Here is a 23,145-nt window from a genome sequence, read left to right as displayed (position 1 = left end):
ATCGTTGCCGCGATCAGGCCATCTGCGGCAACCACGGCTCAACGGTATCGAAGGGATCGAGCCAGTCTTCGGGCGTCAGCTGCGGCAGTCCATGCGCAAGGCGCGCTTTGTCGCATTGCAGGCTGATCGCACCGGATTCCCACGACGGTTGCACTTCATGGCATACCGACGGCCGTTGCGCGTAGATGCCGCAATGCGCGGCTTTGCCCACCGTCCCCTGCAACGCCACACAGTGCGGTTGCGCGGCATGGGTACCGCGCATCGCCAGCCGGTGCGGATCGAGTTTCTCAGTGAGTTCCGGCGGCACGCAACCGCCGAGAAAGGCTTCCGCCTCCGACCAGTGGAACGCCACGCGAAAGTGCGCACAGCAGGCACCACAGCGCAGACAGGGATGTTGCATGGGATCGACCAAGGCGCACCCCGAGGCGCGCAGCCTGCGGATTCTAGACCAGAACGTGAAAGGCCCGCCGTTGCGCAGCGGGCCATTCACGATAATCCGCCAAGGCGTGGCTCAGGGTTCGCCGGCAAACGTGTTGCACTGATCCATGTCGCCGCTGCTGAAGCCGGTCTTGAACCATTTCACGCGCTGCGCCGAGCTGCCGTGGGTGAAGGTATCGGGCCGCACCCGGCCCTGTGACTGCTGCTGCAGGGTATCGTCACCGATGTGGCTGGCCGCGTTGAGCGCCGACTCGATGTCGCCCGGCTGCAGCCAGTTGAGATCCTTCTGGCTGTGGTTGGCCCATACGCCGGCGTAGCAGTCCGCCTGCAATTCCTGGCGCACGGAAAGACCATCGGCGCCCTCCATCGGCGCACCCTGCCGGCGCGCAGTGTCGACCTTGTCGAACACGCCAGTCAGCTTCTGCACGTGATGCCCGACTTCGTGGGCGATCACATAGGCTCGGGCGAAATCACCGGAGGAGTGCAATTCGTCCTGCAATTGCTGGAAGAACGCCACGTCCAGATACACCTTCTGGTCACCCGGGCAATAAAACGGCCCTACGGCCGTGGTGGCACCACCGCAGGCCGTGTTCACGCCGCCGCTGAACAGGTGCAGCTTCGGATCGACGTACGTCATGCCCTTGGCCTGGAAGATCTCGCCCCAGGTCTGCTCGGTCGAATGCAGGATCGCGCTGACGAAATCCTTCTGCTCGGGATCGACTTGTGCCGGGACGCCTGTCGATGCCGGCGCGCCCGACTGGACGCCACCCTGGTCCAGCAAGGCCAGCGGATTCTTGAAAAAGATCCAGCCCAGGATCGCCAGCACGATCAACCCACCCAGCCCCATGCCGCGACCACCGCCAAAACGTGGCCCGCCGCCACCGCCACCGCCACTATCGATCTCGACGTTGCTGCTGCTGCCGCCTTTGCGCCAATCCATAAATGCCTCGCTGCCGATGCCTGCGTCCAAATGCCGCCCGTCGAAGATAACCACTTGATCGTGAGCGCGCCATCCACGAACTGCCGCTACAGTAGGTGATCTTTCAAGAGGCTCCGTCATGACCCATCTGCCTGCCCTGGTGACCCTGCTGACCGTGTTGTTGCTGCTCGGCACCATGTGGGCGGTAGGCCGTGCCCGTGATCGCCACGGAATCAAGGCACCGGCAACCACCGGCCATCCAGCGTTCGACCGCGCCTACCGGGTGCAGATGAACACGCTGGAGCAGACGGTGATGTTCCTGCCCACCCTGTGGCTGGCGGCGAATTACGGCTTCAGCGGCTGGGCCGGTGTGGCCGGGCTGGTCTGGATCGTCGGACGGGTGTGGTATGCGCTGGCCTACCTCAGGGATCCCGCCAAGCGCGAGCCGGGATTCATCATCGGCATGCTTGGCTGGCTCGCCCTGCTGTTGATGGCCTGCATTGGCGTCGGTCGCGTCATGCTGGTCGGCTGAACATTCCGATCGGCGGGTAATCAGTCCAGCAAACCAGGCGCGACCGCCTGCAATACCCATACGCGGTGCGGCACCGACATCGGTTCGGTGGCATGGCGGTCTGCCAGCATGCTGGCCAGTTCGGCGTCGAACCGCGTTACTTTCGCCTCATCCAGCGCCGCGCCCACACCTGCGCTGGCGCGGATGCGGCCACGCCAGTCGACGTGGCTGTACGGCACGTCCAGGTCGAAGGAGTACGTGCGCAGATCGGTGAAACCGGCTTCGGCCACGTCCTTGAGCCAGCCGGGATACAGCCCGCTGCCACTGTGCAGCGTCCAGGCGGGGTTGTAGGCGAGGATCAGCCGTTCGGTGGCCTGCGCCATGTTTCCGGCCAGCGGCAGCCAGTCGAAATGCGCGATCAGCAGCCGCCCGCCCGGTCGCAACCACCTGCGTGCGAGGGCCGCGCTGCGCGGCCGATCGAACCAGTGCCAGCACTGGCCGGCGGTGACCACGTCGAACGATGCTGGCGCAAAGTCCGCGTTCTCGACGCGTGCGCGCACCTGCTTCACCTCGACGCCGGCCGCCCGATCCATCTCGGCGGCCTGTGCCAGCAGCGGCGCGGAATGGTCCAGCCCGGTGACCTGACAACCACGGAGTGCCAGACCACGGGCAACCGTGCCGGTGCCGGTCCCCAGGTCCAACACGGTATCGCCCTTGTGCACGCTGCCGTCGGCAAGCAGCCGATCGAAGAAAACGTCCGGAAATCCCGCCCGATGGCGCGCGTAATCGCCGGCAGTCTTGCCAAAATCAATCGCCATCGACACTCCCCGCGCACGTCTGTGCAACCGATGTTACCGGGATGCCCCCACGCTGCAAGCCGCCACGGCGCACGCGATTGCACGCCGTGCCTACAAACCGCTAGCGTAGGCCTGTGAACGGAAAGCGTGCCGTGCTTTCCAATGGATCATCCGAAGATTGTCGCAAGGCCTGCACCCGCATGGAAATCAGCTGCACCGAAACCGTTCCGTCATCAGCGATGCCGATCATTCCGCTAGCCGGCGGACGCATGCCCGGCATGTGGATGGCTGCGGCATTGATCGCCACGTACTTTGCCTTGCAGGCCGTGGCGGCTGGCCTGTTCGTGCTGGTGCTCGGTGTCGCCGCGAGGTTCGGCAACGGCTGGCACGCCGTCGACGGCGCGATGGCGGCAACACTGGCGCAACCCGCCATGCAGGCGCTGCTGGTACTGCTCTCGCTCGGTGTGGCGGCACCGCTGACCTTGCTGCTGGCGCATCGCCGATGGCCGCAACTTTGGTCGCTGGCACGACCGCCAGGTTTCGGCTTCACGCCACCACGTCGCCCGCTGTTGCTGGTGCTGGCGGTTGCTGTCGGGCTGGTCATCCCGGTGCTGGGTGGGTTGCTGACCCAGTTGCTGGCGCAGGGGCATGCGGTGACCCAGGACATCCAGCAAATTGGCAGCCGCACGCCGCTGGCCTTGCGCATTCCCTTGGTGCTGCTGGTGGTGAGTGTCGGACCCGTGGTGGAGGAATTGCTGTTCCGCGGTGTGTTGCTGTCGGCCCTGCTGCAGCGCTGGCGTGTCGGTTGGGCCATCGCCATCAGTTCGCTGACATTCGCGCTGGTCCATCTGCCGGGCCTGCAATACCAGTGGTATGCACTGCCAAACCTGATCCTGCTGGCCACGGCGCTGGCTTGGTTGCGCTTGCGTTCGGATTCGATCTGGCCGTCCATACTGGCCCATGGCACCAACAACCTGCTGGCCGTGGTGGCATGGTTCGTGGCGATCAACCTGCCAGGTTGAGAGTGCTCACACCGCTTCGATGCCGAAGCTGCGCAACAGGCTGGACGTCTCGAACAACGGCAGGCCCATCACGCCGGAATAGCTGCCCTGCAAGTGTTCGACCAGGCTCGCGCCACGTCCCTGAATGGCATATGCGCCGGCCTTGCCGAATGGCTCGCCGGTGGCGACGTAAGCCGCAATGGTAGGCTCGTCCAGCGTCGCGAAACGTACCTGGGACACGCAAATTGCGGACGCTTCCCGCGCAGCGTCGACCAGCCACGCCACCGAGATGACCGCGTGGGTCCGTCCTGACAGTCGACGCAGCATCGCGGCCGCTGCGGCCGCGTCCCGCGGTTTGCCGAAAACCTCGTCGTCTAGCACCACTTCGGTGTCGGCACCGAGCACGGCAGCGTCCTCCACGCAATCCAGACTGACCAGCCCTGCGCGCGCCTTGTCGCGCGCCACGCGGCTCACGTAGTCCTGTGGCGTCTCATCAGGCATCCGTTGTTCGATAACCTCGACATCGAGCACGACGAAATCCACCCCGATCTGCTCCAGCAACTGGCGACGGCGTGGCGACTGCGAGGCGAGATGAAGTTGGGGATGGCGCTGCGACGAGATGGAGCCGTTCACAGGACGAGGCTGTATTCGCAAAACTGCCGGTCACGCTCCCAGCCACGCGATTCGTACAGGGCCTGCGCGGCGGCATTGTCCAACGCCGTTGACAGTGACAGGCTCGCCGCACCGAGCGCCCGAGCATGATTCTCCGCTGCATCGAGCAACGCGGCCGCCACGCCCTGCCGGCGTGCATCGGCTATCACGAAAAGATCGTTGAGCAACCAGGTACGCACCGTGCGCACCGAGGAAAACAGAGGATAAAGCTGGGTGAAACCGAGCCCGGCGCCCGATTCGTCCTGCGCCAGCAGGATCAACGATTCATGGTGATGGATACGCTCCGCCAGAAAGTCCCGCGCGCGAGCCAGATCGGCAGGCTGGCCATAGAACTGCCGATAACCGTCGAACAACGGTGCCACGGTGTCGAGATCGAGGAGGGTGGCTTGCCGGGTCTGGAAGGACATGGTGATCGAACTCCTTGGAACGGGACGGATGCTCAGGCGCGATGATAAGGATGTCCGGCCATGATCGTGGTAGCGCGATACAGCTGTTCGGCCAGCACCAGCCGCACCAGCATATGCGGCAGGGTCAGCGGACCCAGCGACCAGCGTTGGTCGGCGCGGGCCAGCACCTCGGGCGCATGGCCATCCGGACCGCCGATCAGGAACGCGAGGTCGCGTCCGGTCATGCGCCAGCGCGCCAGTTGCCCGGCCAGTTCCTCGCTGGACCAGGTCTTGCCGCGACCGTCCAGCGCGACGACATGAATATCGTGTGGCAATGCCGCGAGTATCGCCGTGCCTTCGTCCTGGATTGCCCGGGCATCGTCGCGGCCCTTGCCACGGTTGCCGGGTTTCAGCTCGATCAACTCCAGCGGCAGTTCGTGCGACAGCCGCTTGCGATATTCGGCAAAACCTTCCGCCACCCAGCCGGGCATGCGTTCACCGACGGCGATCAGGCGCGCGCGCATGTCATCGCTTCAATGAAGCAAATCGCGCATGGCGCCGCGCTCGCCTCATCTTCCTCACGAGAGAGGATGGTGGCAAAGGGCCACTCTGGCGACATCGTTGGGACGGGAAGCTCAGCCAGCCTGGGCTTCGTCGGCTTCATGTCCATGGTCACCCACCGTCCACAGCCGCTCCAAGCCGTAGAATTCGCGGATACGCGGCAACATCACGTGGACGATCACGTCGCCAAGGTCGACCAGCACCCACTCGCCTTCCGTCTCGCCTTCCACACCCAGCGGCATGACGCCCGCTTTCTTGGCGAATTTGCCGACTTCATCGGCGATGGATTTGACGTGGCGTGCGGACGTGCCGGAAGCGATGACCAGCAGGTCGGCGATGGAGGTCTTGCCACGAACGTCGATCTCGCGAACGTCCTTGGCTTTGAGCTCCTCCAGCGCATCGATGACGGACTTGCGCAGGGTGGCCGTGGTGACGGACTTATTCGTACGGGCAGTACTCAAGTGGACGAGCCTCAGTGCGGGGAAGCAGCGCGGAATGGCGCGGGCGCAGTATAACCGGCCTGCCGTCAAGGGGTGCCGGGCACTCTTCACGTGACCGGCATGCGCCTGGCCAGCCGGTATTCGTGCATCAGCCGCGCCACCAGCTCGGCAGCGGGTTGTGGCCGTGCCAGGCTGGCGGCCTGGCCGCACCATTCAGACAGCAGATCGCCCCGCCCGGCGGCGGCCGCCGCACGGCGCAGCGGCGCGGTGAGTGCGTTCAGCACGGGATAGGGCAAGCCGGCAACGGCCTCCGGCATCGCCTCCACGAAGCGGTTGCGCAGCCCGCGGGCGGCGCGCCCGGAGAAGCCGCGGATGGTGGTGATCTGGTGTTCTGAAGCGTCCAGCAGATCCCGTTTCCACGGTTCGGCTGCCGAGCACTCCGGACAGGCGAGGAAGGCCGTGCCAAGCTGGCTGGCCGACGCACCCAGCACTTCCGCCGCCAGCATGCCGCAGCCGTCCATGATGCCGCCGGAGGCGATCACCGGAACCTTCGGCGCATGTTGTGCCAGCGCACGCACGGCAAGCGGCACCAATGCGAACAATCCGATCATCGCGTCCTCGGCGTCATGTAGGAAGGTGCCGCGATGCCCACCGGCCTCGGCGCCCTGCACGCAGACCGAATCGGCGCCGGCATCAGCCCATGCCAGCGCTTCGTCGGCCGTGGTGGCGGTACCGACCACGTGGATTTCGCGTTGATGAAGCTCACGCATCTGCACCGGACTGATCACGCCAAACGCGAAACTCGCGACCGCGGGACGCGCCTCGCACAACGCGGCGAACTGATCGGAAAACCGCGGCGCCCAGCGCGCGGGTAAACCGGTGCGGACCTCGAGTCCTTCGCGCGCCATCAGCGCATCGAGTTGTTCGCGCGCCTGCGCCACGGCCTTCATGTCTGCATCGAATTCATCCGGCAGCACGAACAGGCCGATCGCATACGGCCGATCGCTCAGCCTGCGGATTTCCTCCGCCTGTTCAAGAATGGCCGCCGGCTCGAGATAGCCGGCACCCAGCGAACCCAGCCCGCCGGCGTTAGACACGGCCGCCACCAGCGCCGGTGTCGTCGAGCCGGCCATGGGTGCCTGGATCAGTGGATGTTCGATACCGATTCGGTTGGCGAACGATGAAGTCATGCCCTATGGCCTGCAGTGAAACCAGGCCCGAGTATCCACCGCCATGGCGGACAACTGAAGCGGCCGACGGACGGTTGCGACGGCAACCCATCCGTCGGCCCCGTCGGTCAGCCGCCCGAGCTCATCGCGTCCTTCTTCATCGCGTCTTTCTTCATCGCATCCTTCTTCATGGCGTCCTTCTTCATCGCGTCGTGCTTCATCGAATCGTGCTTCATCGTGTCGTGCTTCATGGAATCCTTGCCCATGGCGTCCTGTTTCATCGAGCTTTTCTGCATGGCATCGTGCGACATCGCCGTGCTGGAACTGGCAGCCATGGCGTCCTGGGCGAACGTGGCGCCGCTGGCGAGACCACAGGTCATGGCGGCGGCGAGGGCAAAGGCGAGACGTGCGTTCATCGGTGCTTACTCCAAGAAAGAAGGATGGGACGGTTGCACCGCCCCACCCCTTATTCGCTCACGGCCACGCCCGGGTTACCTCGCGGCAGCGCCGATCGGCTAGCCACCCCGCCCGGCCACGATGTTTACCGTGATCGCAATGATGAATACATTGAAGAAGAAGGCGATCACGCTGTGCAGCAAGACCACGCGGCGCAGGTAATTGCTGGTGATCTGTACGTCGGAGACCTGGAAGGTCATGCCGATCACGATCGAGAAGTAGGCGAAATCCCAGTAGTCCGGTTTGGGGGTATCGGGAAATTCCAGGCCTGCGTGCTTGTCGCCGAGGTTGCCGTAGTAGCCGTGCGCGTAGTGGATCGCAAACATGACATTGAGGAAAAGCCAACTCAGGATCACGCTGAGCACGCCGATCCCCAGCGCCAGCAGGCCGCCGCCCTTGGCTGCCTGCAATTCATCGCTCAGCGCCACCAGCACCACGGCCGACAACACCACGGCGCTCCACAACACGCCCCAGCGTCCGGTATCCAGCGCCTGTGCCTGGCTGCGCATGTGGCCAGGCGTGGCTTTGTTGAACAGCAATGCCATCACGCCGAGAAACACCACCGCCGCCACGTCGAACGCAATCAGCACGGCAGTGGCCGGCCTCAGCTTGAGCGCCAGCAGCGCTGCGCCACCGACAAGAAAGATCGCCAACGAGGCGAGCATCCGCGGCCGTGCCTTGACGTAGCGCAGCACGAGCCAGTCCCGCCCTTCGGTCCGTCGGCCCGGCTCTGCACCGTTATCGCTCATGCGCGTCTCCCTGGGGTGCCATCACCGGCACCGGTAACGCGGTGATCATAGCGGGGCTTTCAGGCGCGCAGGTCGGCGTATTCCGGATGGCGCTGCATCCACGCGACGGCGTATGAACAAGCCGGCACGACCTTCCAGCCCTGCGCGCGAGCCTCATCCATCGCCGCCTGCACCAAGGTCGATGCAATGCCGCGTCCACCCACCTCCGATGGCACGCCGGTATGGGTAATCGTCATCACGGCATCGTCCAGTGTGTAATCGAGAACGCAAGGCACCCCATCGACCCGGGTCTCGAAGCGATGCGCGTGGTGATCGTGGGAGATGGTCATCGACATGCTCGGCGAGAAAAGCCGTCAGCATAGGTCGCTTGCGGGCAAGTCGGCGTTAAGCGGTCTGCCCGGAGGTTTCGCGCGCTTTGCATGCATCCCCGGCCATACTGGGCGCCTGTCCCCACCCGCAGGAGAACCGCATGAAGAAGTCCGCTTCCGCCCATTGGTCCGGTGGCATCAAGGATGGCCAGGGCACGATCTCGACTGAAACCGGCGCATTGCGCGAGGCGCCGTACGGTTTCAAGTCTCGCTTCGAGGATGGCCCCGGCACCAATCCCGAGGAATTGATCGGCGCTGCCCACGCCGGTTGCTACACGATGGCGCTGTCACTCGGGCTGGGCAATGCCGGACTCACGGCGGACAGCATCGACACCAAGGCGGTGGTGACGCTGGACAAGGATGGCGACGGCTTCTCGATCACGGCCGTACATCTCGATTGCAAAGCCAGGGTGCCGGGCGCCGATGCGGCCACGTTCGAGAAAATCGCGCAGGAAACCAAACTCGGCTGTCCGGTTTCCAAGGTGCTCAAGGCCACGATCACCCTGGATGCCCGGCTGGAAAGCTGAGCCCTACCGCGCAGACGTTCATGCGCCAGCTGCCGCCATGTCGTGGACCGGCATGGCGGCATCACGCAGGCGACACTGGCGTACCGCCTGTGCCAGCTGTTCCAGGACCTGCACCGAGCGGGTCCAGTCGATGCAGCCGTCGGTGATGCTCTGCCCGTAGCGCAATGGCTGGCCCGGCAGCAGATCCTGTCGTCCGCCATGCAGGTGGCTTTCCACCATCACGCCCAGGATGCGTCGCTCACCCGTCGAAATGCGCGCGGCGATGTCGTCGATGACCAGCGGCTGGTTTTCCGGCCGCTTGCTGCTGTTGGCATGGCTGACATCGATCATCACCTGCCCGCGCAAACCGGCCTTGTCGATCGCGGCGCAGGCCGCATCGACGCTGGCAGCGTCGTAGTTCGGCGTCCTGCCACCGCGCAGAATCACGTGGCAATCGTCATTGCCGAGGGTGGCCGCTACGGCTGCCTGGCCGTCCTTGGTCACCGCCATAAAATGATGCGGCTGCGCCGCCGCCTGCACCGCGTCCACCGCGATCTTCACGTTGCCGTCGGTGCCGTTCTTGAAGCCGATCGGGCACGACAACCCGGAGGCGAGTTCGCGATGTACCTGGCTTTCGGTAGTGCGCGCGCCGATCGCGCCCCACGCCACCAGATCGGCAATGTACTGCGGCGTGATCATGTCGAGGAATTCGCAACCGGCCGGCACACCCAGCGCATTGATATCGCGCAGCAGGCCACGCGCCATGCGCAGTCCCTTGTCGATCTGGAAACTGCCGTCCAGGTCGGGATCGTTGATCAACCCTTTCCAGCCCACCGTGGTGCGCGGCTTTTCGAAATACACCCGCATCACGATCTCCAGCGCATCGCCGAGCTCGCGACGCAACGGCGCCAGCCGCGCGGCATACTCCAGTGCGGCGTGGGTGTCGTGGATCGAGCAAGGCCCGATCACCACCGCCAGCCGGTCGTCGCTGCCGGCGAGGATGCCGTGCAACGCCTGGCGCGAGACATCCACGGTGGCCATGGTCGCGTCAGTGAGGACGCAGTCGCGCATGACCTCTGCTGGCGTGCTGAGGCGGGTGATGGCGCGGATGCGCAGGTCGTCGGTGGGGTGCATGGTGGCGGCTCTCCTGGTGGGGGTCCCGGTGGCGGCCATAAAAAAACCGCCAGGGATGCTGGCGGTTCGGTGTGGTTCTTTCGATCAGTTCAAAACGATCGCGCCCTCGCCGCCGCCGTTGGCTTCGGATAGCCATAAAACCAGAAGTACAGGCGGGTGGTCGCGGAATGCATGGGGCCATTGATAACACAATGGACGTCCAAATCAAAATCCTTGCCGTGCAGACGATAGACTGTCGACATGTCCCTGCCCCTCGACCTGCTCATCCGCCCCGCCCGTGAGCCGATCCGCCGCTGGGTGCTCAGCGCCTTCCCGCGCGCCGATACCGGCAGCGCCGATACCGGCAGCCTCGACTACGACCATCCGCGCGGCGATCCAGGCCTGTTCGGGCCGCACAGCGCGACGTGGCGCGTGCACTCGGACTTCCCCGGCATGCTCGCCGGCGGCCTCGCCGCGCTGACCCTGCAGACCTTGCATCCGCTGGCGCTGGCCGGGGTAGGGGATCACTCCAATTTTCGCGGCGACCTGATCGGTCGACTGCGTCGCACCACCGCCTTCGTCGGCGGCACCACCTACGCGCCGCGCGCGCAGGCCGAGGCGCTGATCGAGCAGGTGCGGCAGATCCACGGTCATATCACCGGCATGGGCGAAGATGGTCGTGCATACGCGGCGGACGATCCCGCCCTGCTGACCTGGGTCCACGTCAGCGAGGCATACTGCTTTTTGCAGGGCTACCGGCGCTATGGCCACGTTGCGCTGCCAGCCGGTGCGGCCGACCGTTACTACGACGAGGTACGGCGGATCGCCGAAGCGCTGGGGGCTCGTGAGGTGCCCGCATCCGAACGCGAAGTCGCCGACTACTTCCGGCGCATCCAGCCCGGGCTGGCGTATACCGAACGCTCGCGCGTGGTGCTGGGCTTGCTGGCAAAGGTGCGCCTGTCGGTGCCGGCGGCGGCCCTGTCGCGCGACCTGTTCCTTCATGCCGGCCGTGCACTGTTGCCGGACTGGGCGATCGCCATGCTGGGACACACGCCATGGCAGCGGCAACTGGCACGACTGGCTGCACGCGGCTTGTGGTCGATCGCGCCGGTATTTCGTGCTGCGTTGCGCGACGGCATCGCCAGCCGCGCCTGCCGACGCGTGGACGTGACGCCGGAGCAACTGCAGCACTGGACGTGACTGCGTCGGGATGCATCAGGGAAACCCTGCATTTCGTCCGGCATTGACAGCACCGCCCTATCGGCTAACGTCGCTGGGACATGTCAGCCAGGGGCGCCTGTGGCAACACTCATCCCAACCCGCAACAGCTGCCTGCCGCGCATGACCGGCGGCGAGAAACGCGTTTCCGAACGACTGGAACAGAAGCTCGAGGACGACTACCTGCTGTGGTACGACGTACCGGTCGGGGTGAAACAGCGCCATCCGGACTTCGTGGTATTCCACCCGCGCCGCGGCCTGCTGGTGCTGGAGGTGAAGGACTGGAAGGCCGACACCATCCGCCATGCCGACAGCACCCAGTTCACCCTGGTCACCGAACGTGGCCTGGTCAAGGAAAACAACCCGCTGCTGCAGGCACGTGCCTACGCGCTGGAAATCGGCGTGGTGCTGGAACGCGATTCGGCACTGCGTCACCCAGGGGGTTCGCGTTACGCCGGCAAGCTGATCATGCCGTGGGCCTGGGGTGTGGTACTGGCCAACATCACCCGCAAACAGTTCGATGAGGGCGCGCTGGGTGAAGTGCTGCCCGGGCATCTGGTGATCTGCCGCGACGAGTTGTACGAGACAGTCGATGCCGAGGCGTTCCAGGAAAGGCTGTGGGCGATGTTCCCGCAGGTGTTTCCGGTAGCACTCACCCTGCCGCAGATCGACCGCGTGCGCTGGCATCTTTTCCCCGAGTTGCGGGTGGAGGCCGGTAGCGGCCAGTTCGGCCTGTTCGGCCCCACCGATGCTGCGGTGCGCCCGCTGGAGATCCCCGACCTGATCAAGGTAATGGATGCGCAGCAGGAACAGCTGGCGCGCTCGATCGGCGGCGAGCACCGGATCATCCACGGCGTGGCCGGGTCCGGCAAGACGATGATCCTGGGCTTCCGCGCGATGCAGCTGGCGCGCGAGATGACCCGGCCGATTCTGGTGCTTTGCTACAACAAGACGCTGGCCGCGCGACTGGAACAGCTGATCGGCGAGCGCGGCCTGAGCGAAAAGGTGCAGGTCTACAACTTCCACAAATGGTGTCGGAAGATGCTGACGGCCTACCACGCGCCGTTGCCGGCCGGCAGCGGCAAGGCCTTCGTCGATGCGCTGCCGCCGGCGGTGATCGCTGGCGTCGACAGCGGCCTGATCCCGCGCTTCCAGTACGGCGCCGTGCTGATCGACGAAGGACACGACTTCGAGCCCGATTGGTACAAGCTGATCGTGCAGATGATCGACCCGGTCACCAACTCGCTGCTGGTGTTGTACGACGACGCGCAAAACATCTATGGCCAGGCCGATCGCCGCAAGATCAGCTGGAAGAGCCTCGGTGTACAGGCGCAGGGCCGCACCACCATCCTCAAACTCAACTACCGCAACACGCTGGAGATCCTGTCGGTCGCGCGCGTCTTCGCCCACGACCTGCTCGAGTCGCGCAGCGACGACGACGACGGCGTGCCGCTGATCGCGCCGGAAAGCGCCGGCCGCCGCGGCGCCGTGCCCGAGCTGGTGCGCACCGACACCGCGCGCGCGCAGATGGACGTGCTCGTCGCCCGGTTGCGCGATGAGCACGCGCATGGCCGTCCCTATGCCGAGATGGCGGTGATCTACCGCAACCAGTGGGAAGGCGAGAAACTGCAGGAAGTGCTCAAGCGCCTGGACATTCCCAGCCGGCTCGCCGACAACGCCGGCAAGCACTCGCTGTTCGTGGTCGAGGACAGCGTCAAGCTGGTAACCATGCACTCCAGCAAGGGGCTGGAATTTCCGTTCGTGATCATTCCTGGCATCGGCGGCCTGCCCAAAGAAGGGCAGACCGAAGCCGACGAAGCACGCCTGCTGTATGTCGCGATGACCCGCGCCACCGAGCACCTCCTGTTGATCCACCACGACGACTCGGTATTCAGCAAGCGCATCCGCGATTCGATCAACGACGTCATGGCGCAGCTGGCCGGCCGCTGATCGCCCCCTCTCCGCGACGCCGCGCCGCAGGGCAAGCCCGCGGGCACGATTGTCGTGCCGCAAGACTATCCGTACAATAAGAATCATTCTCACCTTGACCCGATCATGGACGGCGCCTTGAGCCCGACCGGAACGCGTCGCCCGGTGCGGAAATGTCCGGGACTCCCGATTCAACGGTGCTGCCGGTCCGATTCCGCAAATCTGCCTGCAAGGTCCCTGATGTCCACCTCCCTCATGTCCCTCCCCAGCGCCGCTACGCTGCGCCGCCCGCTGCTTTCGCAGGCGATCCGTTGCGCACTGATTGGCCTGCCCCTGCTGGCCTCGCTCGCATGGCTGACCCCGGCACATGCCGCTGAACCCTCCGCTGACGACGCCACCAGCACGCAACCCCAGGCCACCACGCTGGAGGGTGTGCAGGTCACCGCCCCGATCGCCAAACGGAGCGATTCGGTGACCAAGACCGACACGCCGATCATCGAAATTCCGCAATCGGTCTCGGTAATCACCGACGAACAGATGAGTCGGCGGGGCATCCACGGCGTCGAAGAGGCGGTCTGGTACACCGCCGGTGCGCAAGGCGGCGGCTATGGTCCCGATTCGCGCAGCGACTGGCTGCTGGTGCGCGGCTTCACGCCGGCGCGCTACATGGACGGGCTCGCCCTGCCAGCCGGCTCGGGCACCGAGATCACCCGCATCGAACCATACGGGCTGGAACGCCTGGAGATATTGAAGGGCCCGTCATCGGTGGTCTACGGCGCCATGCCGCCCGGCGGCATGATCAACATGGTCAGCAAGCGCCCGACCGAGCAACCGCTGCATGAGGTGGAAGTGCAGTTGGGCAGTGACGACCTGCGCCAGGCGGCGTTCGACTTCGGCGGCCCACTGAACGATTCCGGCACCGTGCTGTACCGGCTCACCGGGCTGGCACGCAACAGCGACACCATGGTCGACTACATCAAGGACGACCGTTACTACCTCGCCCCGGCGCTTACCTGGAAGCCCAGCAACACCACCTCGCTAACCGTGCTGTCGCATTTCCAGAAATCCAACACCGCCTCCGGCGGCGGTTTCCTGCCCGCCGACGGCACCCTGCTGCCGAACCCGAACGGCAAGATCCCGACCCACCGTTTCACTGGCGAACCGGGCCAGAACGACTACAACAAGACCATCGCCTCGATCGGCTACGAATTCCACCACGATTTCGCCAGCGGCCTGGCATTCAACCAGAATCTCCGCTACGGCAAGGCCGACGTCGACAACAAGGGCGCCAACGTGGGCGCGTTCGGCCTGCTCGACGACGAGCGCACCCTGATCCGCTACCTGTTCCCGAACGAGAACCACACCAAGACTTTCGGTGTGGACAACAACCTGCAATACACCTTCGATGGCGACCGCGTGCAACACGTGCTGCTGGCTGGCGTGGATTACCGCCGCTCCAACGACGACTACGCCTCCGCGTTCGATTTCAACGCTCCGCCGCTGGACATCTTCGACCCGGTCTACGGCAGCCCCGTCACCGTCCCGGCCTACACCAGCCACACCGTCCAGATACAGTCGCAACTGGGCGTGTACCTGCAGGACCAGATCAAGCTGGGCCGCTGGGGCATCACCCTCGGCGGTCGCCAGGACCACGTGAAAACCGACACCGACAATGTCATCGGCGCCAGCACTGCCCATCAGACCGATGACGCGTTCTCCGGTCGTGTAGGCGTCAACTACCTGTTCGACAATGGCCTGGCGCCGTACGTGTCGTGGTCGCACTCGTTCCAGCCCACCGTGGGCACCGACTTCGCCGGCAAGGCGTTCAGTCCGACGACCGGCAATCAGTACGAAGCCGGCCTGAAATACCAGCCGGCCGGCGGCAACGGCCTGCTCACCCTGTCCGCCTACCAGATCACCCAGCAGAACTCGCTGACGATCGACCCGAACCACACCCTGTACCAGGTGCAGCAGGGCGAGACGCGCCTGCGCGGCGTGGAGCTGGAAGGTCGCTGGAACATCGGTCCCAACCTCAGCGTCTACGGCGACTACACCTACAGCAACTCGAAAGTCACCCAGACCAACGACCTGCCCTCGCTGGGCAAGCAGATCGCCCTGCTTCCGAAGCAGCAGGCTTCATTGGGTGCCGACTATACCATCGTCAGCGGACCGCTGGCCGGGCTCGGCTTCGGTGGCGGCGTGCGCTACGTGGACGATCACTACGGTGACATCTACAACGACTGGAAGACCCCCTCGTACACTTTGCTCGACGCCGCCGTGCACTACGACACAGGCAACTGGCGCTTCCAGTTGAACGCCATGAACCTGACCGACAAGGAATACGTCTCCGTCTGCAACAGTGCCACGTGGTGCTATTACGGCTACGAGCGGACGGTCACCGCCAGCGCGCGTTACCGCTGGTAAGCGCATGGCCACCTGGCTGAGCGTGACGGCTTTCGCGATGGCGGCACTGTCCGCCATCGCGCTGTACGCCGCGTCGCCGCATTGCATGTGGAACGCGTTGCGCGGCCGGCCACGCATCGCGCGCATCGTTGGCGTCGCGCTGGCGATGCTGTCGCTGCTGATCTGGACCAGCGCGCTCGGCACCGCTGCCGGCTTGTGCGCGATGCTGTCCAGCTGGATGCTGGCGCTGGCCGTACAACCGTACGTGGCCTTGTTCGTCGGCACGCCGGATGCCGATGTCACCACGGCGGAGCCCGGCTGACATGTGCGATCGGCACCGCACCTTGCCACCTCCCTGTGGGAGCGACTTCAGTCGCGACGCCCCCAGCGTCGAAGCGTCGCGGCTGAAGCCGCTCCCACAGGAGTGCGCACGCTGATGTGGGCCCGCGTCAGCGCCGGCATCGTGCCCGGCTTCTTCCTCGCCGCCGCGCTGGTCGGCCTTGTCAGCTGGCTCTGGCCTGGCCCGTGGGAATCGACGATGGTGATCGGCTTGCTCGCGTTTTTCCCGTTGTGGATCGGCATCGTCTGCGCCAGCCTCCGTTTTTCCAGTGGCAAGCGCGCCTGGCTGTGGCTGGGCGGGCTGGCCCTGTTCGCGCAGGGGCTGCTATGGCTGTTGCAGCTGTCCGGATGGGTCCGTTGAGGACGACCGCATGAAATTGAAGCCCGCCACCTTGCGCACCTTCACCACGCTGCACTCGTGGATGGGGCTGGTCGCCGGTTTCGCGTTGTTCGTGGCGTTCTACGCCGGTGCGATCACGGTGTTCCACCATGACCTGCAACAGTGGGCGACGCCGCACGCCATCGACACAGCGTCCGCCTCGCTCGACGATGCACAGCACCTGCTCGACGAGGTCCTCGCACGGCATCCCGAGGCACGCGAGCACCTCGGCATGACCTTCCCCGGCTACGAGTTGGCGCAACCCACCGCGTATTGGCAAGACCGCCAGGGCATCTGGCTGTTCGCCACGCCAGGCAACGCCGCCGGCAGCACGGTCCGCCCTGGTGCCAGCCTGCCCGAACTGGTCAACGAGCTGCACTACACGCTGGGCATTCCCGTGGCCGGCACCTGGCTGATGGGTGTGGTCAGCCTGCTTTACGGCATCGCACTGGTATCCGGTTTCGTGATCCACCTGCCGCGACTGGCCAAGGATCTGTTCGCACTGCGCCCCGGGCGCAACCTCAAACGTTTCTGGCAGGACGCACACAACGTGATCGGTGTACTGAGCCTGCCGTTCCACATCGTGTTTGCAGTTACCGGCGCACTGTTGTGCCTGTTGTTCGCGCTGATGATGGCGCTGAATCCGCTGGTCTATGGCGGCAAGCTGATGGCTGCCTCGGCGGCGGCGATGAATACCGCGCCGACGGTGCAACGCGCCGATGTCGCCAAGCCACTGTCTTCGCTGGCAACCTGGCACGCGCGTTCGATCGAAGTGGCGCGCGGCCACGGCGTTGCCGATTTCGTGCCGGGCTACCTCAAACTCGACCATGCCGGCGACGCCCACGCAGTGATCGAGATCACCGGTACATCCCCCCGAGGACTGGGCGGTGGCGCGGTGGCACTCGATGCCACTGACGGCGCCGTACTCGCCACCCAGCTTCCCGGTAGCCGCGACGCCAACCATGCCACGCTGGCGGCGATGTACGCGTTGCACTTCGGCGACTACGGCAGTGTCGCCGTGCAATGGTTTTACTTCCTGCTCGGGCTGGGCGGCGCGTTCCTGTTCTACTCCGGCAACCTGCTCTGGATCGAGTCGCGACGCAAACGCCGGCAAACGGAACAGGGCCGCTCGTCGCTCATCATGGCCCGCGCCACCGTGGGCATCTGCATCGGTGTCTGCGTGGCGATTTCCGCCGCGTTCGTCGCGGCGCAACTGTTGCCGTGGCTGGGCTGGAACGCAGATACCGGCGAACACTGGGTCTGCTTCGGCAGCTGGGCAACGTGCGTGTTGTGGGCATCTTGGCGCGCTCCGGTACGCGCGGCGGAAGAACTGCTGTGGCTGGCCGCGGTCGTCACCACGCTGGTGCCATTGGCGCACGGCCTTGCCACTGGCTGGTGGTTCTGGCGCAGCGCCGCGGCGGGGCATGACGCGCTATGGGCCATCGACCTCGGTGCGCTGGCGCTGGCGGCGGGGTTCGTAGCGCTGGCAAGGGCGACGGCGCGGCGCGCTCGCAGCGGCGAAACCAACAGCGTGTGGGCCACTTCCCCTCACTACCCGTAGGAGCCCGCTGGCGGGCGATGCTTTTCCCGAAGCAAGAGCATCGCCCGGCAGTGGACTCCTACGCGATAGAGCTGCGATACGGTGCCAGCAGACGGGCATCGCCGAACAGCCCGGCTGGCAGCAGATAGCGCGGATCGCGCCCGTCGGCGAGCAGTTCGCGGATGCGGGTGGCGGAGATTTCCAGCGGAGTCACCGCGAGCTCGATGAGCTTGCCCGCCGGCAGCGCACACAACACGGAAGTGTCGGCAATGCGGCGCCCGGCCACCTCACGCTCCAGTTCATCAGGCAGGTCGGCTGCCACGCCTGGCCGGCTCAGCACGCCGATATGCGCCACGTCGAACAGCTCGCGCCAACGATGCCAACTGGCCAGTCCGGCGAACGCGTCCGCGCCGACCAGCAGAACCAGCGGGCGTTCGCCCTGCTCCGCGCGCAACTCGAACAAGGTATCGATGGTGTAGGACGGGCCCTCGCGATCCAGTTCGCGCGTGTCCAGCGTGAGCCGCGACTGGCCTTGCAGCGCGGCGCGCAGGATCGCCACGCGCTGCGACGCCGAAGCGACCGGGGCATCGCGATGCGGCGGTATGCTGGCCGGCAGCAGGCGCACTTCGGCGTCGAGCAACTCGGCCGCTTCCCACGCCACGCTGAGATGTCCCAGATGCACCGGGTCGAAGGTTCCGCCAAAAATGGCGAGCGGGCTGCTGGATGGATGCGGCATGAGCTTTACCCCTCCCCCACCCGCCCGTTCAAGCGGGGGTGGGAGCGTGTCATGCGAGCGCCCTGGCGGCACGTGGTTCGGCGATGGCGGCGATCAGCCGTTCGGCTTCCTGCCACGGATTGCCCTGCTCGCGGCCCTTGACCATGCGATCGATGCGCGAGGCACGCGCCAGGCACTGCAGCCAATGTTCGCGTGGAGCACGGCGCAAGGCCTGACGAAACAGTTGTTCGCGCGCCTGCCACAGGCGTTCGGTGCGGAATTGCGCCGCGAGATCCGCGGCGTTGGCCAGGCGCAATGCGAGCTGCAATTGATTGACCAGCCAGCCCATCAGCGCGAGCAGTTCGTCGCCTTCGGAGCGCAGTCCAGCGAGGATGCGCAAGGCACGCGCACCGTCGCCAGTGAAAGCGGCATCGGTGAGCTTGAACACGTCATAGCGCGCGCTATCGGCCACCAGGCTTTCCATCTCGGCGGCGTCGATGCGTCCCTCGCCATGCAGCACGGCCAGCTTGTCCACTTCCTGCGCGGCAGCCAGCAGGTTGCCTTCCACGCGCTCGGCCAACAGGGCCGCCGCATCGGGCGTGGCGGAAAGCCCGCGCGAGGCCAGCCGTGTGCCGATCCAACTCGCCCATTCGTTCGGTCGCGGCGCGTTGAACACCACCATCGTGCCACTGGCGTCCAGCTTCTTGCTCCAGGCGCCGTCGTGCTTGCTGCTCCACTCCATCGCGCTGACCAGCAAGGTCACGTCCGGCGGCGGATCGGCACAGAACGCATTGATCGCCTTGGCACCCTCGATGCCTGGGCGGCCAGTGGGCAAACGCAGATCGATCAGCCGCCGGGTGGCAAACAGCGACATGGCCGCCGCCGCACGCGCCAGGTCGTTCCAGTCGAAATGCTGGCCAACGTCGAGCACGTCGCGTTCGCTGTAACCGAGCTTGCGCGCCTGTGCGCGCAACGCGTCGGCCGCTTCAAGCACCAGCAACTGCTCGCCGGCCAGCAGATACACCGGCTGCAGGCTGTCAGCCAACAGCGCCTTCTGCCATTGACCGGTACTGAGCGGCATCAGTGCGTGCTGGTGGCGCTTGCCGGCGCGGCCAGCTCATGCTTGCTGGCGGCCTGCAGGCGGAACAGGATCGCCTGCACCATGTCGTCGTTGAGGCTGCGCTGGATCTCCTCCACCTGCGAGGCGTTGCCGACGGTGTTGGTGGCGTCGTAGCTGTACTCGCGCGACATGTTGATGAGCTGGCTCGGCACCAGGGCCTGGCCGGCACTGTCGGTGACGTCGAACTGCACCCGGTAACGCACGGCGTATTCGGTGATGCGTACATAGCCGCCGGCGCTCAGGGTTTCGGTGCTGAACGCAGCCACCGGCACGTGCAACTCGGCAATGCCCGGGCCGCTGTTGTCTTCGATAGTGATGTTGGACGTTTCCAGCGCACGTGCAAGGTGACGCTCGAAGTCGCGGCCACCATTGACCGTGAGGTGAATCCGTTGCATCTGTGGCGGCAGCGTTGCGTTCTGGCGCAGGTGAAAACCGCAGGCGGCCAGCGCGAGCGCCGATGCCAGCAACAGCAATGCCTGTAACAGGCGACCCGCTTTGATGATGCTCATGGATTTCATCCTGCGACGATGTTGACGATCTTGCCAGGTACCACGATGACCTTGCGCACGGTCAGACCTTCCAGAAAGTGCGCCACCTGCGGTTGCGCGCGGGCCAGCGCCTCGGCGTCTTCCTTCGACGCGTTGGCGGCAAGCTCGATGGTAGCGCGCAACTTGCCGTTGATCTGCACCGCCAGCGTCTGCGTGTCGCGTACCAGCGCGGCCGGGTCGACCTGCGGCCATGGCTGGTCTTCCAGCACGGCTTCGGGGTGACCCAGCACTTGCCAAAGGGCATGGCTGATATGCGGCACCACCGGGTTGAGCAACAGCACCATCGCCTCCAGCGCCTCGTGGCGCACGGCGCGGCCCGGCTCGGTCTGGTCATGGAACTTGCCCAGCGCGTTCAGCAGCTCCATCAGCGCGGCGATCGCGGTGTTGAACGCATGGCGGCGGCCGAAATCGTCGCTGACTTTCTGGATGGTTTCGTGCAATTGGCGGCGCAACGCTTTCTGAGCTGCATCCAGTGTGGCGGGATCGATAACGTCTGCGGCGTCACCCCATCCGCCTTCGGCACCTTCCCCTGCATGCCGGGGAAGGGATGTGGAGTGGCCTGCGGCCACCGCTTTATGATCGGGACCCGCCGCGTGCGCGGTCACTTCACGCCACAGCCGCTTGAGGAAGCGCGCCATGCCTTCGACGCCGGCCTCGCTCCATTCCAGCGATTGTTCCGGCGGCGCGGCAAACATCGAGAACAACCGCACGGTGTCGGCACCGTACTTGTCAACCATGGTCTGCGGGTCGATGCCGTTGTTCTTCGACTTCGACATCTTCTCGGTACCGCCGATCTGCACCGGCTGGCCGTCCGCACCCAATACCGCGCCGGTGACGCGGCCACGGTCGTCGCGCTGCACGTCGACCGCGGCGGGATTGATCCAGTCTTTCGATCCGTCGGCGTTGTCGCGGTAGAACGTCTCGGCGATCACCATGCCCTGGCACAGCAGGTTCTGCGCCGGCTCATCCGAATGCACCATGCCCGCATCACGCAAAAGCTTGTGATAGAAGCGGAAGTACAGCAGATGCATGATCGCGTGTTCGATGCCGCCAACGTACTGGTCGACTGGCAGCCAGTAGTTGGCGCGTCCGTCGATTTGTGCGTCGGCACCGGGACTGGTGTAGCGCGCGTAGTACCAGCTCGACTCCATGAAGGTGTCGAACGTGTCGGTCTCGCGTTCGGCCGGGCCGCCGCATTGCGGACAGGTGGTCTTGCGCCATTCGGGGTCGGCCTTGATCGGCGACTGCACGCCACTGAACGCCACGTCCTCGGGCAGCACCACCGGCAGTTGGTCCTCCGGCACCGGCACCGCTTCGCATTTCGGACAATAGATCACCGGAATCGGGCAACCCCAGTAGCGCTGCCGGCTAACACCCCAGTCACGCAGACGCCAGTTGACCCGCCGCGTGCCGTTGCCGTCACGCTCGAAGCGGTCGGCCAGCGCAGCCAGCGCCTGGGCGAAATCCATGCCGTCGTATTCGCCGGAATTCACCAGCACGCCGCGCGGCGTCCATGCCGCATCCTCGCGAATGCGCCGTTCGAATTCCTCGATCGCGCGTACCGGTGCAGAAATATCCTGTGCGTTGCTGTCACGCCCCCGCAGGGCGGCGCGCATCGGATCGATGCCGACGCCCTGCGACAGGTCGTGGCTGATCTCGTTCAACGCATCGATGACCGACGCATCGACGATCACCATCCGGATCGGCAAACTGTACTTCTGCGCGAATTCCCAGTCGCGCTGGTCGTGCGCAGGCACCGCCATCACCGCACCGGTGCCGTAGCCCATCAGCACGAAGTTGGCGACCCACACCGGCACCGGTTCCCCACTGATCGGATGGATCGCGCGCAGGCCGGTGTCCATGCCGCGCTTGTCCTGGGTTTCAAGCTCGGCCTCGGAGACGCCGCCGTGTTTCAGGTCGGCGATGAAGGAGGCAAGCTTTTCGTCGCCTTGTGCCGCCTTCAACGCCAGCGGGTGTTCGGCCGCGATCGACAGGAAGCTCACCCCCATCAACGTGTCCGGACGGGTGGTGAAGACGGTCAGCGGATCGGCTTCGCCTTCCACCGCGAAATGGATTTCCAGACCCTCGCTGCGCCCAAGCCAGTTGCGCTGCATGGTCTTCACTGCGTCGGGCCAGCCCGGCAGCGTATCCAGGCCATCGAGCAATTCCGGCGCGTAGTCGGTGATCTTCAAGAACCACTGCGGAATCTCGCGCTTTTCCACTACCGCGCCGGAGCGCCAGCCACGGCCATCGACGACCTGCTCGTTGGCAAGCACGGTCTGGTCGATCGGGTCCCAGTTCACCACCGCGTTCTTGCGGTACGCCATGCCCTTTTTCAGCAGGCGGGTGAACATCAACTGTTCCCAGCGGTAGTACTCGGGCCGGCAGGTGGCGAACTCGCGGGTCCAGTCGATCGCGTAACCCAGCGATTTCAGCTGGCTGCGCATATGGTCGATGTTGGCGTAGGTCCACTTCGCCGGCGCCGTGTTGTTCTTGATCGCGGCGTTCTCGGCTGGCAGGCCGAAGGCATCCCAGCCCATCGGCTGCAACACGTTCTTGCCATTCATGCGCTGGTAGCGGCTGATCACGTCGCCGATGGTGTAGTTGCGCACGTGACCCATGTGCAACGCGCCCGACGGGTACGGCAGCATCGACAGGCAGAAGAACTTCGGCCGCGACGTGTCTTCGGTTACTTCGTAGGCGTGCTGCGCGTTCCAGTACTGCTGGGCGGCGGCCTCCACGGTTTGCGGACGGTAGGCAGCTTCATCCTGTTCGGGAGAGGTCGGGGCTTGAGTGTCCTGCATGATTCCGTTGCCGTGATGCGGTTGGCGCGAGCCGGCGGAAGCCGGCCGCGGTGAACTGGTCAGA

At 65.3% G+C, this 23,145-nt stretch carries 26 protein-coding genes; 9 read left to right on the top strand and 17 right to left on the bottom strand.

Going from position 1 to position 23,145, the window contains the following annotated elements; all coding sequences use genetic code 11:
• Positions 1–13 precede the first annotated feature (13 nt).
• Together ACPPVV_RS05700 and ypfJ are read right to left on the bottom strand one after the other, a co-directional pair.
• Positions 14–400, bottom strand: coding sequence for a YkgJ family cysteine cluster protein (locus tag ACPPVV_RS05700; RefSeq protein ID WP_426703178.1), 387 nt, complete (start codon positions 398–400; stop codon positions 14–16).
• A gap of 111 nt (positions 401–511) precedes the next feature.
• The gene (gene ypfJ, locus ACPPVV_RS05695) at positions 512–1,378 is read right to left on the bottom strand and encodes a KPN_02809 family neutral zinc metallopeptidase (protein ID WP_426702497.1); all 867 of its coding nucleotides are present in this window, start codon (positions 1,376–1,378) and stop codon (positions 512–514) included.
• Positions 1,379–1,496: 118 nt separating this feature from the next.
• Between ypfJ and ACPPVV_RS05690 the strand changes: the two genes are divergently transcribed.
• Positions 1,497–1,889: an MAPEG family protein gene (locus ACPPVV_RS05690; RefSeq protein WP_426702496.1), complete on the top strand. Its 393-nt coding sequence runs from the start codon at positions 1,497–1,499 to the stop codon at positions 1,887–1,889.
• Between the two features lie 20 nt (positions 1,890–1,909).
• Here the strand turns inward: ACPPVV_RS05690 and ACPPVV_RS05685 are convergent, their stop codons facing one another.
• Positions 1,910–2,686 carry a class I SAM-dependent methyltransferase gene (locus ACPPVV_RS05685; RefSeq protein WP_426702495.1) on the bottom strand — a complete coding sequence of 259 codons (777 nt, stop codon included), beginning with the start codon at positions 2,684–2,686 and terminating at the stop codon, positions 1,910–1,912.
• 179 nt (positions 2,687–2,865) lie between these two features.
• On the opposite strand from ACPPVV_RS05685, the gene ACPPVV_RS05680 reads away from it, so the two are divergent.
• Positions 2,866–3,687: a CPBP family intramembrane glutamic endopeptidase gene (locus ACPPVV_RS05680; RefSeq protein WP_426702494.1), complete on the top strand. Its 822-nt coding sequence runs from the start codon at positions 2,866–2,868 to the stop codon at positions 3,685–3,687.
• A gap of 6 nt (positions 3,688–3,693) precedes the next feature.
• Here ACPPVV_RS05680 and ACPPVV_RS05675 read toward each other — a convergent pair whose 3' ends face one another.
• The 8 genes from ACPPVV_RS05675 to ACPPVV_RS05640 all read right to left on the bottom strand — a co-directional run bounded on the left by ACPPVV_RS05675 (position 3,694) and on the right by ACPPVV_RS05640 (position 8,434).
• Positions 3,694–4,299, bottom strand: coding sequence for a Maf family protein (locus ACPPVV_RS05675; protein WP_426702493.1), 606 nt, complete (start codon positions 4,297–4,299; stop codon positions 3,694–3,696).
• Positions 4,296–4,745, bottom strand: coding sequence for a GNAT family N-acetyltransferase (locus ACPPVV_RS05670; protein WP_426702492.1), 450 nt, complete (start codon positions 4,743–4,745; stop codon positions 4,296–4,298). The genes ACPPVV_RS05675 and ACPPVV_RS05670 overlap by 4 nt, the downstream gene beginning before the upstream one ends.
• Before the next feature lie 32 nt (positions 4,746–4,777).
• The gene (gene rlmH / locus ACPPVV_RS05665; RefSeq protein ID WP_426702491.1) at positions 4,778–5,248 is read right to left on the bottom strand and encodes a 23S rRNA (pseudouridine(1915)-N(3))-methyltransferase RlmH; all 471 of its coding nucleotides are present in this window, start codon (positions 5,246–5,248) and stop codon (positions 4,778–4,780) included.
• Positions 5,249–5,359: 111 nt separating this feature from the next.
• Positions 5,360–5,746, bottom strand: coding sequence for a ribosome silencing factor (gene rsfS / locus ACPPVV_RS05660; RefSeq protein WP_426702490.1), 387 nt, complete (start codon positions 5,744–5,746; stop codon positions 5,360–5,362).
• 86 nt (positions 5,747–5,832) lie between these two features.
• The gene (locus ACPPVV_RS05655; protein ID WP_426702489.1) at positions 5,833–6,915 is read right to left on the bottom strand and encodes an NAD(P)H-dependent flavin oxidoreductase; all 1,083 of its coding nucleotides are present in this window, start codon (positions 6,913–6,915) and stop codon (positions 5,833–5,835) included.
• A gap of 107 nt (positions 6,916–7,022) precedes the next feature.
• Positions 7,023–7,310: a pentapeptide MXKDX repeat protein gene (locus ACPPVV_RS05650; RefSeq protein WP_426702488.1), complete on the bottom strand. Its 288-nt coding sequence runs from the start codon at positions 7,308–7,310 to the stop codon at positions 7,023–7,025.
• Positions 7,311–7,409: 99 nt separating this feature from the next.
• On the bottom strand, positions 7,410–8,099 hold the full coding sequence (locus ACPPVV_RS05645) for a DUF1345 domain-containing protein (protein ID WP_426702487.1): 690 nt from the start codon (positions 8,097–8,099) through the stop codon (positions 7,410–7,412).
• Between the two features lie 59 nt (positions 8,100–8,158).
• Positions 8,159–8,434: a GNAT family N-acetyltransferase gene (locus ACPPVV_RS05640; protein WP_426702486.1), complete on the bottom strand. Its 276-nt coding sequence runs from the start codon at positions 8,432–8,434 to the stop codon at positions 8,159–8,161.
• 134 nt (positions 8,435–8,568) lie between these two features.
• Here ACPPVV_RS05640 and ACPPVV_RS05635 point away from each other — a divergent pair, with 134 nt between their 5' ends.
• Positions 8,569–8,994: an OsmC family protein gene (locus ACPPVV_RS05635; RefSeq protein ID WP_426702485.1), complete on the top strand. Its 426-nt coding sequence runs from the start codon at positions 8,569–8,571 to the stop codon at positions 8,992–8,994.
• Positions 8,995–9,012: 18 nt separating this feature from the next.
• Here ACPPVV_RS05635 and ACPPVV_RS05630 read toward each other — a convergent pair whose 3' ends face one another.
• Positions 9,013–10,107 (bottom strand): 3-deoxy-7-phosphoheptulonate synthase, encoded by a 1,095-nt coding sequence (locus ACPPVV_RS05630; protein WP_426702484.1) that lies wholly within the window; start codon positions 10,105–10,107, stop codon positions 9,013–9,015.
• A gap of 89 nt (positions 10,108–10,196) precedes the next feature.
• Entirely contained in the window at positions 10,197–10,349 is a 153-nt protein-coding gene (locus ACPPVV_RS05625) for a hypothetical protein (RefSeq protein ID WP_426702483.1), read from the bottom strand.
• Between ACPPVV_RS05625 and ACPPVV_RS05620 the strand changes: the two genes are divergently transcribed.
• The 6 genes from ACPPVV_RS05620 to ACPPVV_RS05595 all read left to right on the top strand — a co-directional run bounded on the left by ACPPVV_RS05620 (position 10,348) and on the right by ACPPVV_RS05595 (position 17,915).
• Complete coding sequence (locus tag ACPPVV_RS05620) at positions 10,348–11,286, top strand: oxygenase MpaB family protein (protein WP_426702482.1); 939 nt, start codon at positions 10,348–10,350, stop codon at positions 11,284–11,286. The two genes, ACPPVV_RS05625 and ACPPVV_RS05620, sit on opposite strands and share 2 nt — an antisense overlap.
• Positions 11,287–11,385: 99 nt before the next feature.
• Positions 11,386–13,254, top strand: coding sequence for a 3'-5' exonuclease (locus ACPPVV_RS05615; protein ID WP_426702481.1), 1,869 nt, complete (start codon positions 11,386–11,388; stop codon positions 13,252–13,254).
• Between the two features lie 219 nt (positions 13,255–13,473).
• On the top strand, positions 13,474–15,657 hold the full coding sequence (locus tag ACPPVV_RS05610) for a TonB-dependent siderophore receptor (RefSeq protein WP_426702480.1): 2,184 nt from the start codon (positions 13,474–13,476) through the stop codon (positions 15,655–15,657).
• Between the two features lie 4 nt (positions 15,658–15,661).
• Complete coding sequence (locus ACPPVV_RS05605; RefSeq protein ID WP_426702479.1) at positions 15,662–15,958, top strand: hypothetical protein; 297 nt, start codon at positions 15,662–15,664, stop codon at positions 15,956–15,958.
• Positions 15,959–16,072: 114 nt separating this feature from the next.
• Complete coding sequence (locus tag ACPPVV_RS05600) at positions 16,073–16,336, top strand: hypothetical protein (protein ID WP_426702478.1); 264 nt, start codon at positions 16,073–16,075, stop codon at positions 16,334–16,336.
• A gap of 10 nt (positions 16,337–16,346) precedes the next feature.
• Positions 16,347–17,915, top strand: a complete 1,569-nt coding sequence (locus ACPPVV_RS05595; RefSeq protein WP_426702477.1) for a PepSY-associated TM helix domain-containing protein — start codon at positions 16,347–16,349, stop codon at positions 17,913–17,915.
• A 58-nt stretch (positions 17,916–17,973) separates the two neighbouring features.
• On the opposite strand, the gene nadD is transcribed toward ACPPVV_RS05595, so the two are convergent.
• Genes nadD through leuS form a run of 4 tightly spaced genes read right to left on the bottom strand, consistent with a single transcriptional unit; the run spans position 17,974 to position 23,081 of the window.
• Positions 17,974–18,630 carry a nicotinate-nucleotide adenylyltransferase gene (gene nadD / locus ACPPVV_RS05590; RefSeq protein ID WP_426702476.1) on the bottom strand — a complete coding sequence of 219 codons (657 nt, stop codon included), beginning with the start codon at positions 18,628–18,630 and terminating at the stop codon, positions 17,974–17,976.
• Positions 18,631–18,679: 49 nt separating this feature from the next.
• The gene (holA, locus tag ACPPVV_RS05585) at positions 18,680–19,690 is read right to left on the bottom strand and encodes a DNA polymerase III subunit delta (protein WP_426702475.1); all 1,011 of its coding nucleotides are present in this window, start codon (positions 19,688–19,690) and stop codon (positions 18,680–18,682) included.
• Positions 19,690–20,238 (bottom strand): LPS assembly lipoprotein LptE, encoded by a 549-nt coding sequence (gene lptE, locus ACPPVV_RS05580; RefSeq protein WP_426702474.1) that lies wholly within the window; start codon positions 20,236–20,238, stop codon positions 19,690–19,692. The genes holA and lptE overlap by 1 nt, the downstream gene beginning before the upstream one ends.
• Positions 20,239–20,243: 5 nt before the next feature.
• Positions 20,244–23,081 carry a leucine--tRNA ligase gene (gene leuS / locus ACPPVV_RS05575; RefSeq protein WP_426702473.1) on the bottom strand — a complete coding sequence of 946 codons (2,838 nt, stop codon included), beginning with the start codon at positions 23,079–23,081 and terminating at the stop codon, positions 20,244–20,246.
• Positions 23,082–23,145 lie beyond the last annotated feature (64 nt).

This window comes from Rhodanobacter sp. Col0626 (genome assembly GCF_049994385.1).
Classification (GTDB): domain Bacteria; phylum Pseudomonadota; class Gammaproteobacteria; order Xanthomonadales; family Rhodanobacteraceae; genus Rhodanobacter.
The sequence above is the reverse complement of the archived record's forward strand: the minus strand, read 5'-3'. Positions and strand labels throughout refer to the sequence as shown.

Excerpts from the sequence above, each read along its gene's own strand:
- lptE (WP_426702474.1), bottom strand. The coding sequence starts at position 20,238 with ATGAGCATCATCAAAGCGGGTCGCCTGTTACAGGCATTGCTGTTGCTG.
- ACPPVV_RS05630 (WP_426702484.1), bottom strand. The coding sequence starts at position 10,107 with ATGCACCCCACCGACGACCTGCGCATCCGCGCCATCACCCGCCTCAGC.
- ACPPVV_RS05655 (WP_426702489.1), bottom strand. The coding sequence starts at position 6,915 with ATGACTTCATCGTTCGCCAACCGAATCGGTATCGAACATCCACTGATC.
- nadD (WP_426702476.1), bottom strand. The coding sequence starts at position 18,630 with ATGCCGCATCCATCCAGCAGCCCGCTCGCCATTTTTGGCGGAACCTTC.
- ACPPVV_RS05625 (WP_426702483.1), bottom strand. The coding sequence starts at position 10,349 with ATGTCGACAGTCTATCGTCTGCACGGCAAGGATTTTGATTTGGACGTC.
- ACPPVV_RS05635 (WP_426702485.1), top strand. The coding sequence starts at position 8,569 with ATGAAGAAGTCCGCTTCCGCCCATTGGTCCGGTGGCATCAAGGATGGC.
- ACPPVV_RS05620 (WP_426702482.1), top strand. The coding sequence starts at position 10,348 with ATGTCCCTGCCCCTCGACCTGCTCATCCGCCCCGCCCGTGAGCCGATC.
- ACPPVV_RS05700 (WP_426703178.1), bottom strand. The coding sequence starts at position 400 with ATGCAACATCCCTGTCTGCGCTGTGGTGCCTGCTGTGCGCACTTTCGC.
- leuS (WP_426702473.1), bottom strand. The coding sequence starts at position 23,081 with ATGCAGGACACTCAAGCCCCGACCTCTCCCGAACAGGATGAAGCTGCC.
- ACPPVV_RS05595 (WP_426702477.1), top strand. The coding sequence starts at position 16,347 with ATGAAATTGAAGCCCGCCACCTTGCGCACCTTCACCACGCTGCACTCG.
- holA (WP_426702475.1), bottom strand. The coding sequence starts at position 19,690 with ATGCCGCTCAGTACCGGTCAATGGCAGAAGGCGCTGTTGGCTGACAGC.
- ACPPVV_RS05645 (WP_426702487.1), bottom strand. The coding sequence starts at position 8,099 with ATGAGCGATAACGGTGCAGAGCCGGGCCGACGGACCGAAGGGCGGGAC.
- ypfJ (WP_426702497.1), bottom strand. The coding sequence starts at position 1,378 with ATGGATTGGCGCAAAGGCGGCAGCAGCAGCAACGTCGAGATCGATAGT.
- ACPPVV_RS05605 (WP_426702479.1), top strand. The coding sequence starts at position 15,662 with ATGGCCACCTGGCTGAGCGTGACGGCTTTCGCGATGGCGGCACTGTCC.
- ACPPVV_RS05680 (WP_426702494.1), top strand. The coding sequence starts at position 2,866 with ATGGAAATCAGCTGCACCGAAACCGTTCCGTCATCAGCGATGCCGATC.
- ACPPVV_RS05640 (WP_426702486.1), bottom strand. The coding sequence starts at position 8,434 with ATGTCGATGACCATCTCCCACGATCACCACGCGCATCGCTTCGAGACC.
- ACPPVV_RS05670 (WP_426702492.1), bottom strand. The coding sequence starts at position 4,745 with ATGTCCTTCCAGACCCGGCAAGCCACCCTCCTCGATCTCGACACCGTG.
- ACPPVV_RS05650 (WP_426702488.1), bottom strand. The coding sequence starts at position 7,310 with ATGAACGCACGTCTCGCCTTTGCCCTCGCCGCCGCCATGACCTGTGGT.
- ACPPVV_RS05685 (WP_426702495.1), bottom strand. The coding sequence starts at position 2,686 with ATGGCGATTGATTTTGGCAAGACTGCCGGCGATTACGCGCGCCATCGG.
- rlmH (WP_426702491.1), bottom strand. The coding sequence starts at position 5,248 with ATGCGCGCGCGCCTGATCGCCGTCGGTGAACGCATGCCCGGCTGGGTG.
- ACPPVV_RS05690 (WP_426702496.1), top strand. The coding sequence starts at position 1,497 with ATGACCCATCTGCCTGCCCTGGTGACCCTGCTGACCGTGTTGTTGCTG.
- ACPPVV_RS05610 (WP_426702480.1), top strand. The coding sequence starts at position 13,474 with ATGTCCACCTCCCTCATGTCCCTCCCCAGCGCCGCTACGCTGCGCCGC.
- ACPPVV_RS05600 (WP_426702478.1), top strand. The coding sequence starts at position 16,073 with ATGTGGGCCCGCGTCAGCGCCGGCATCGTGCCCGGCTTCTTCCTCGCC.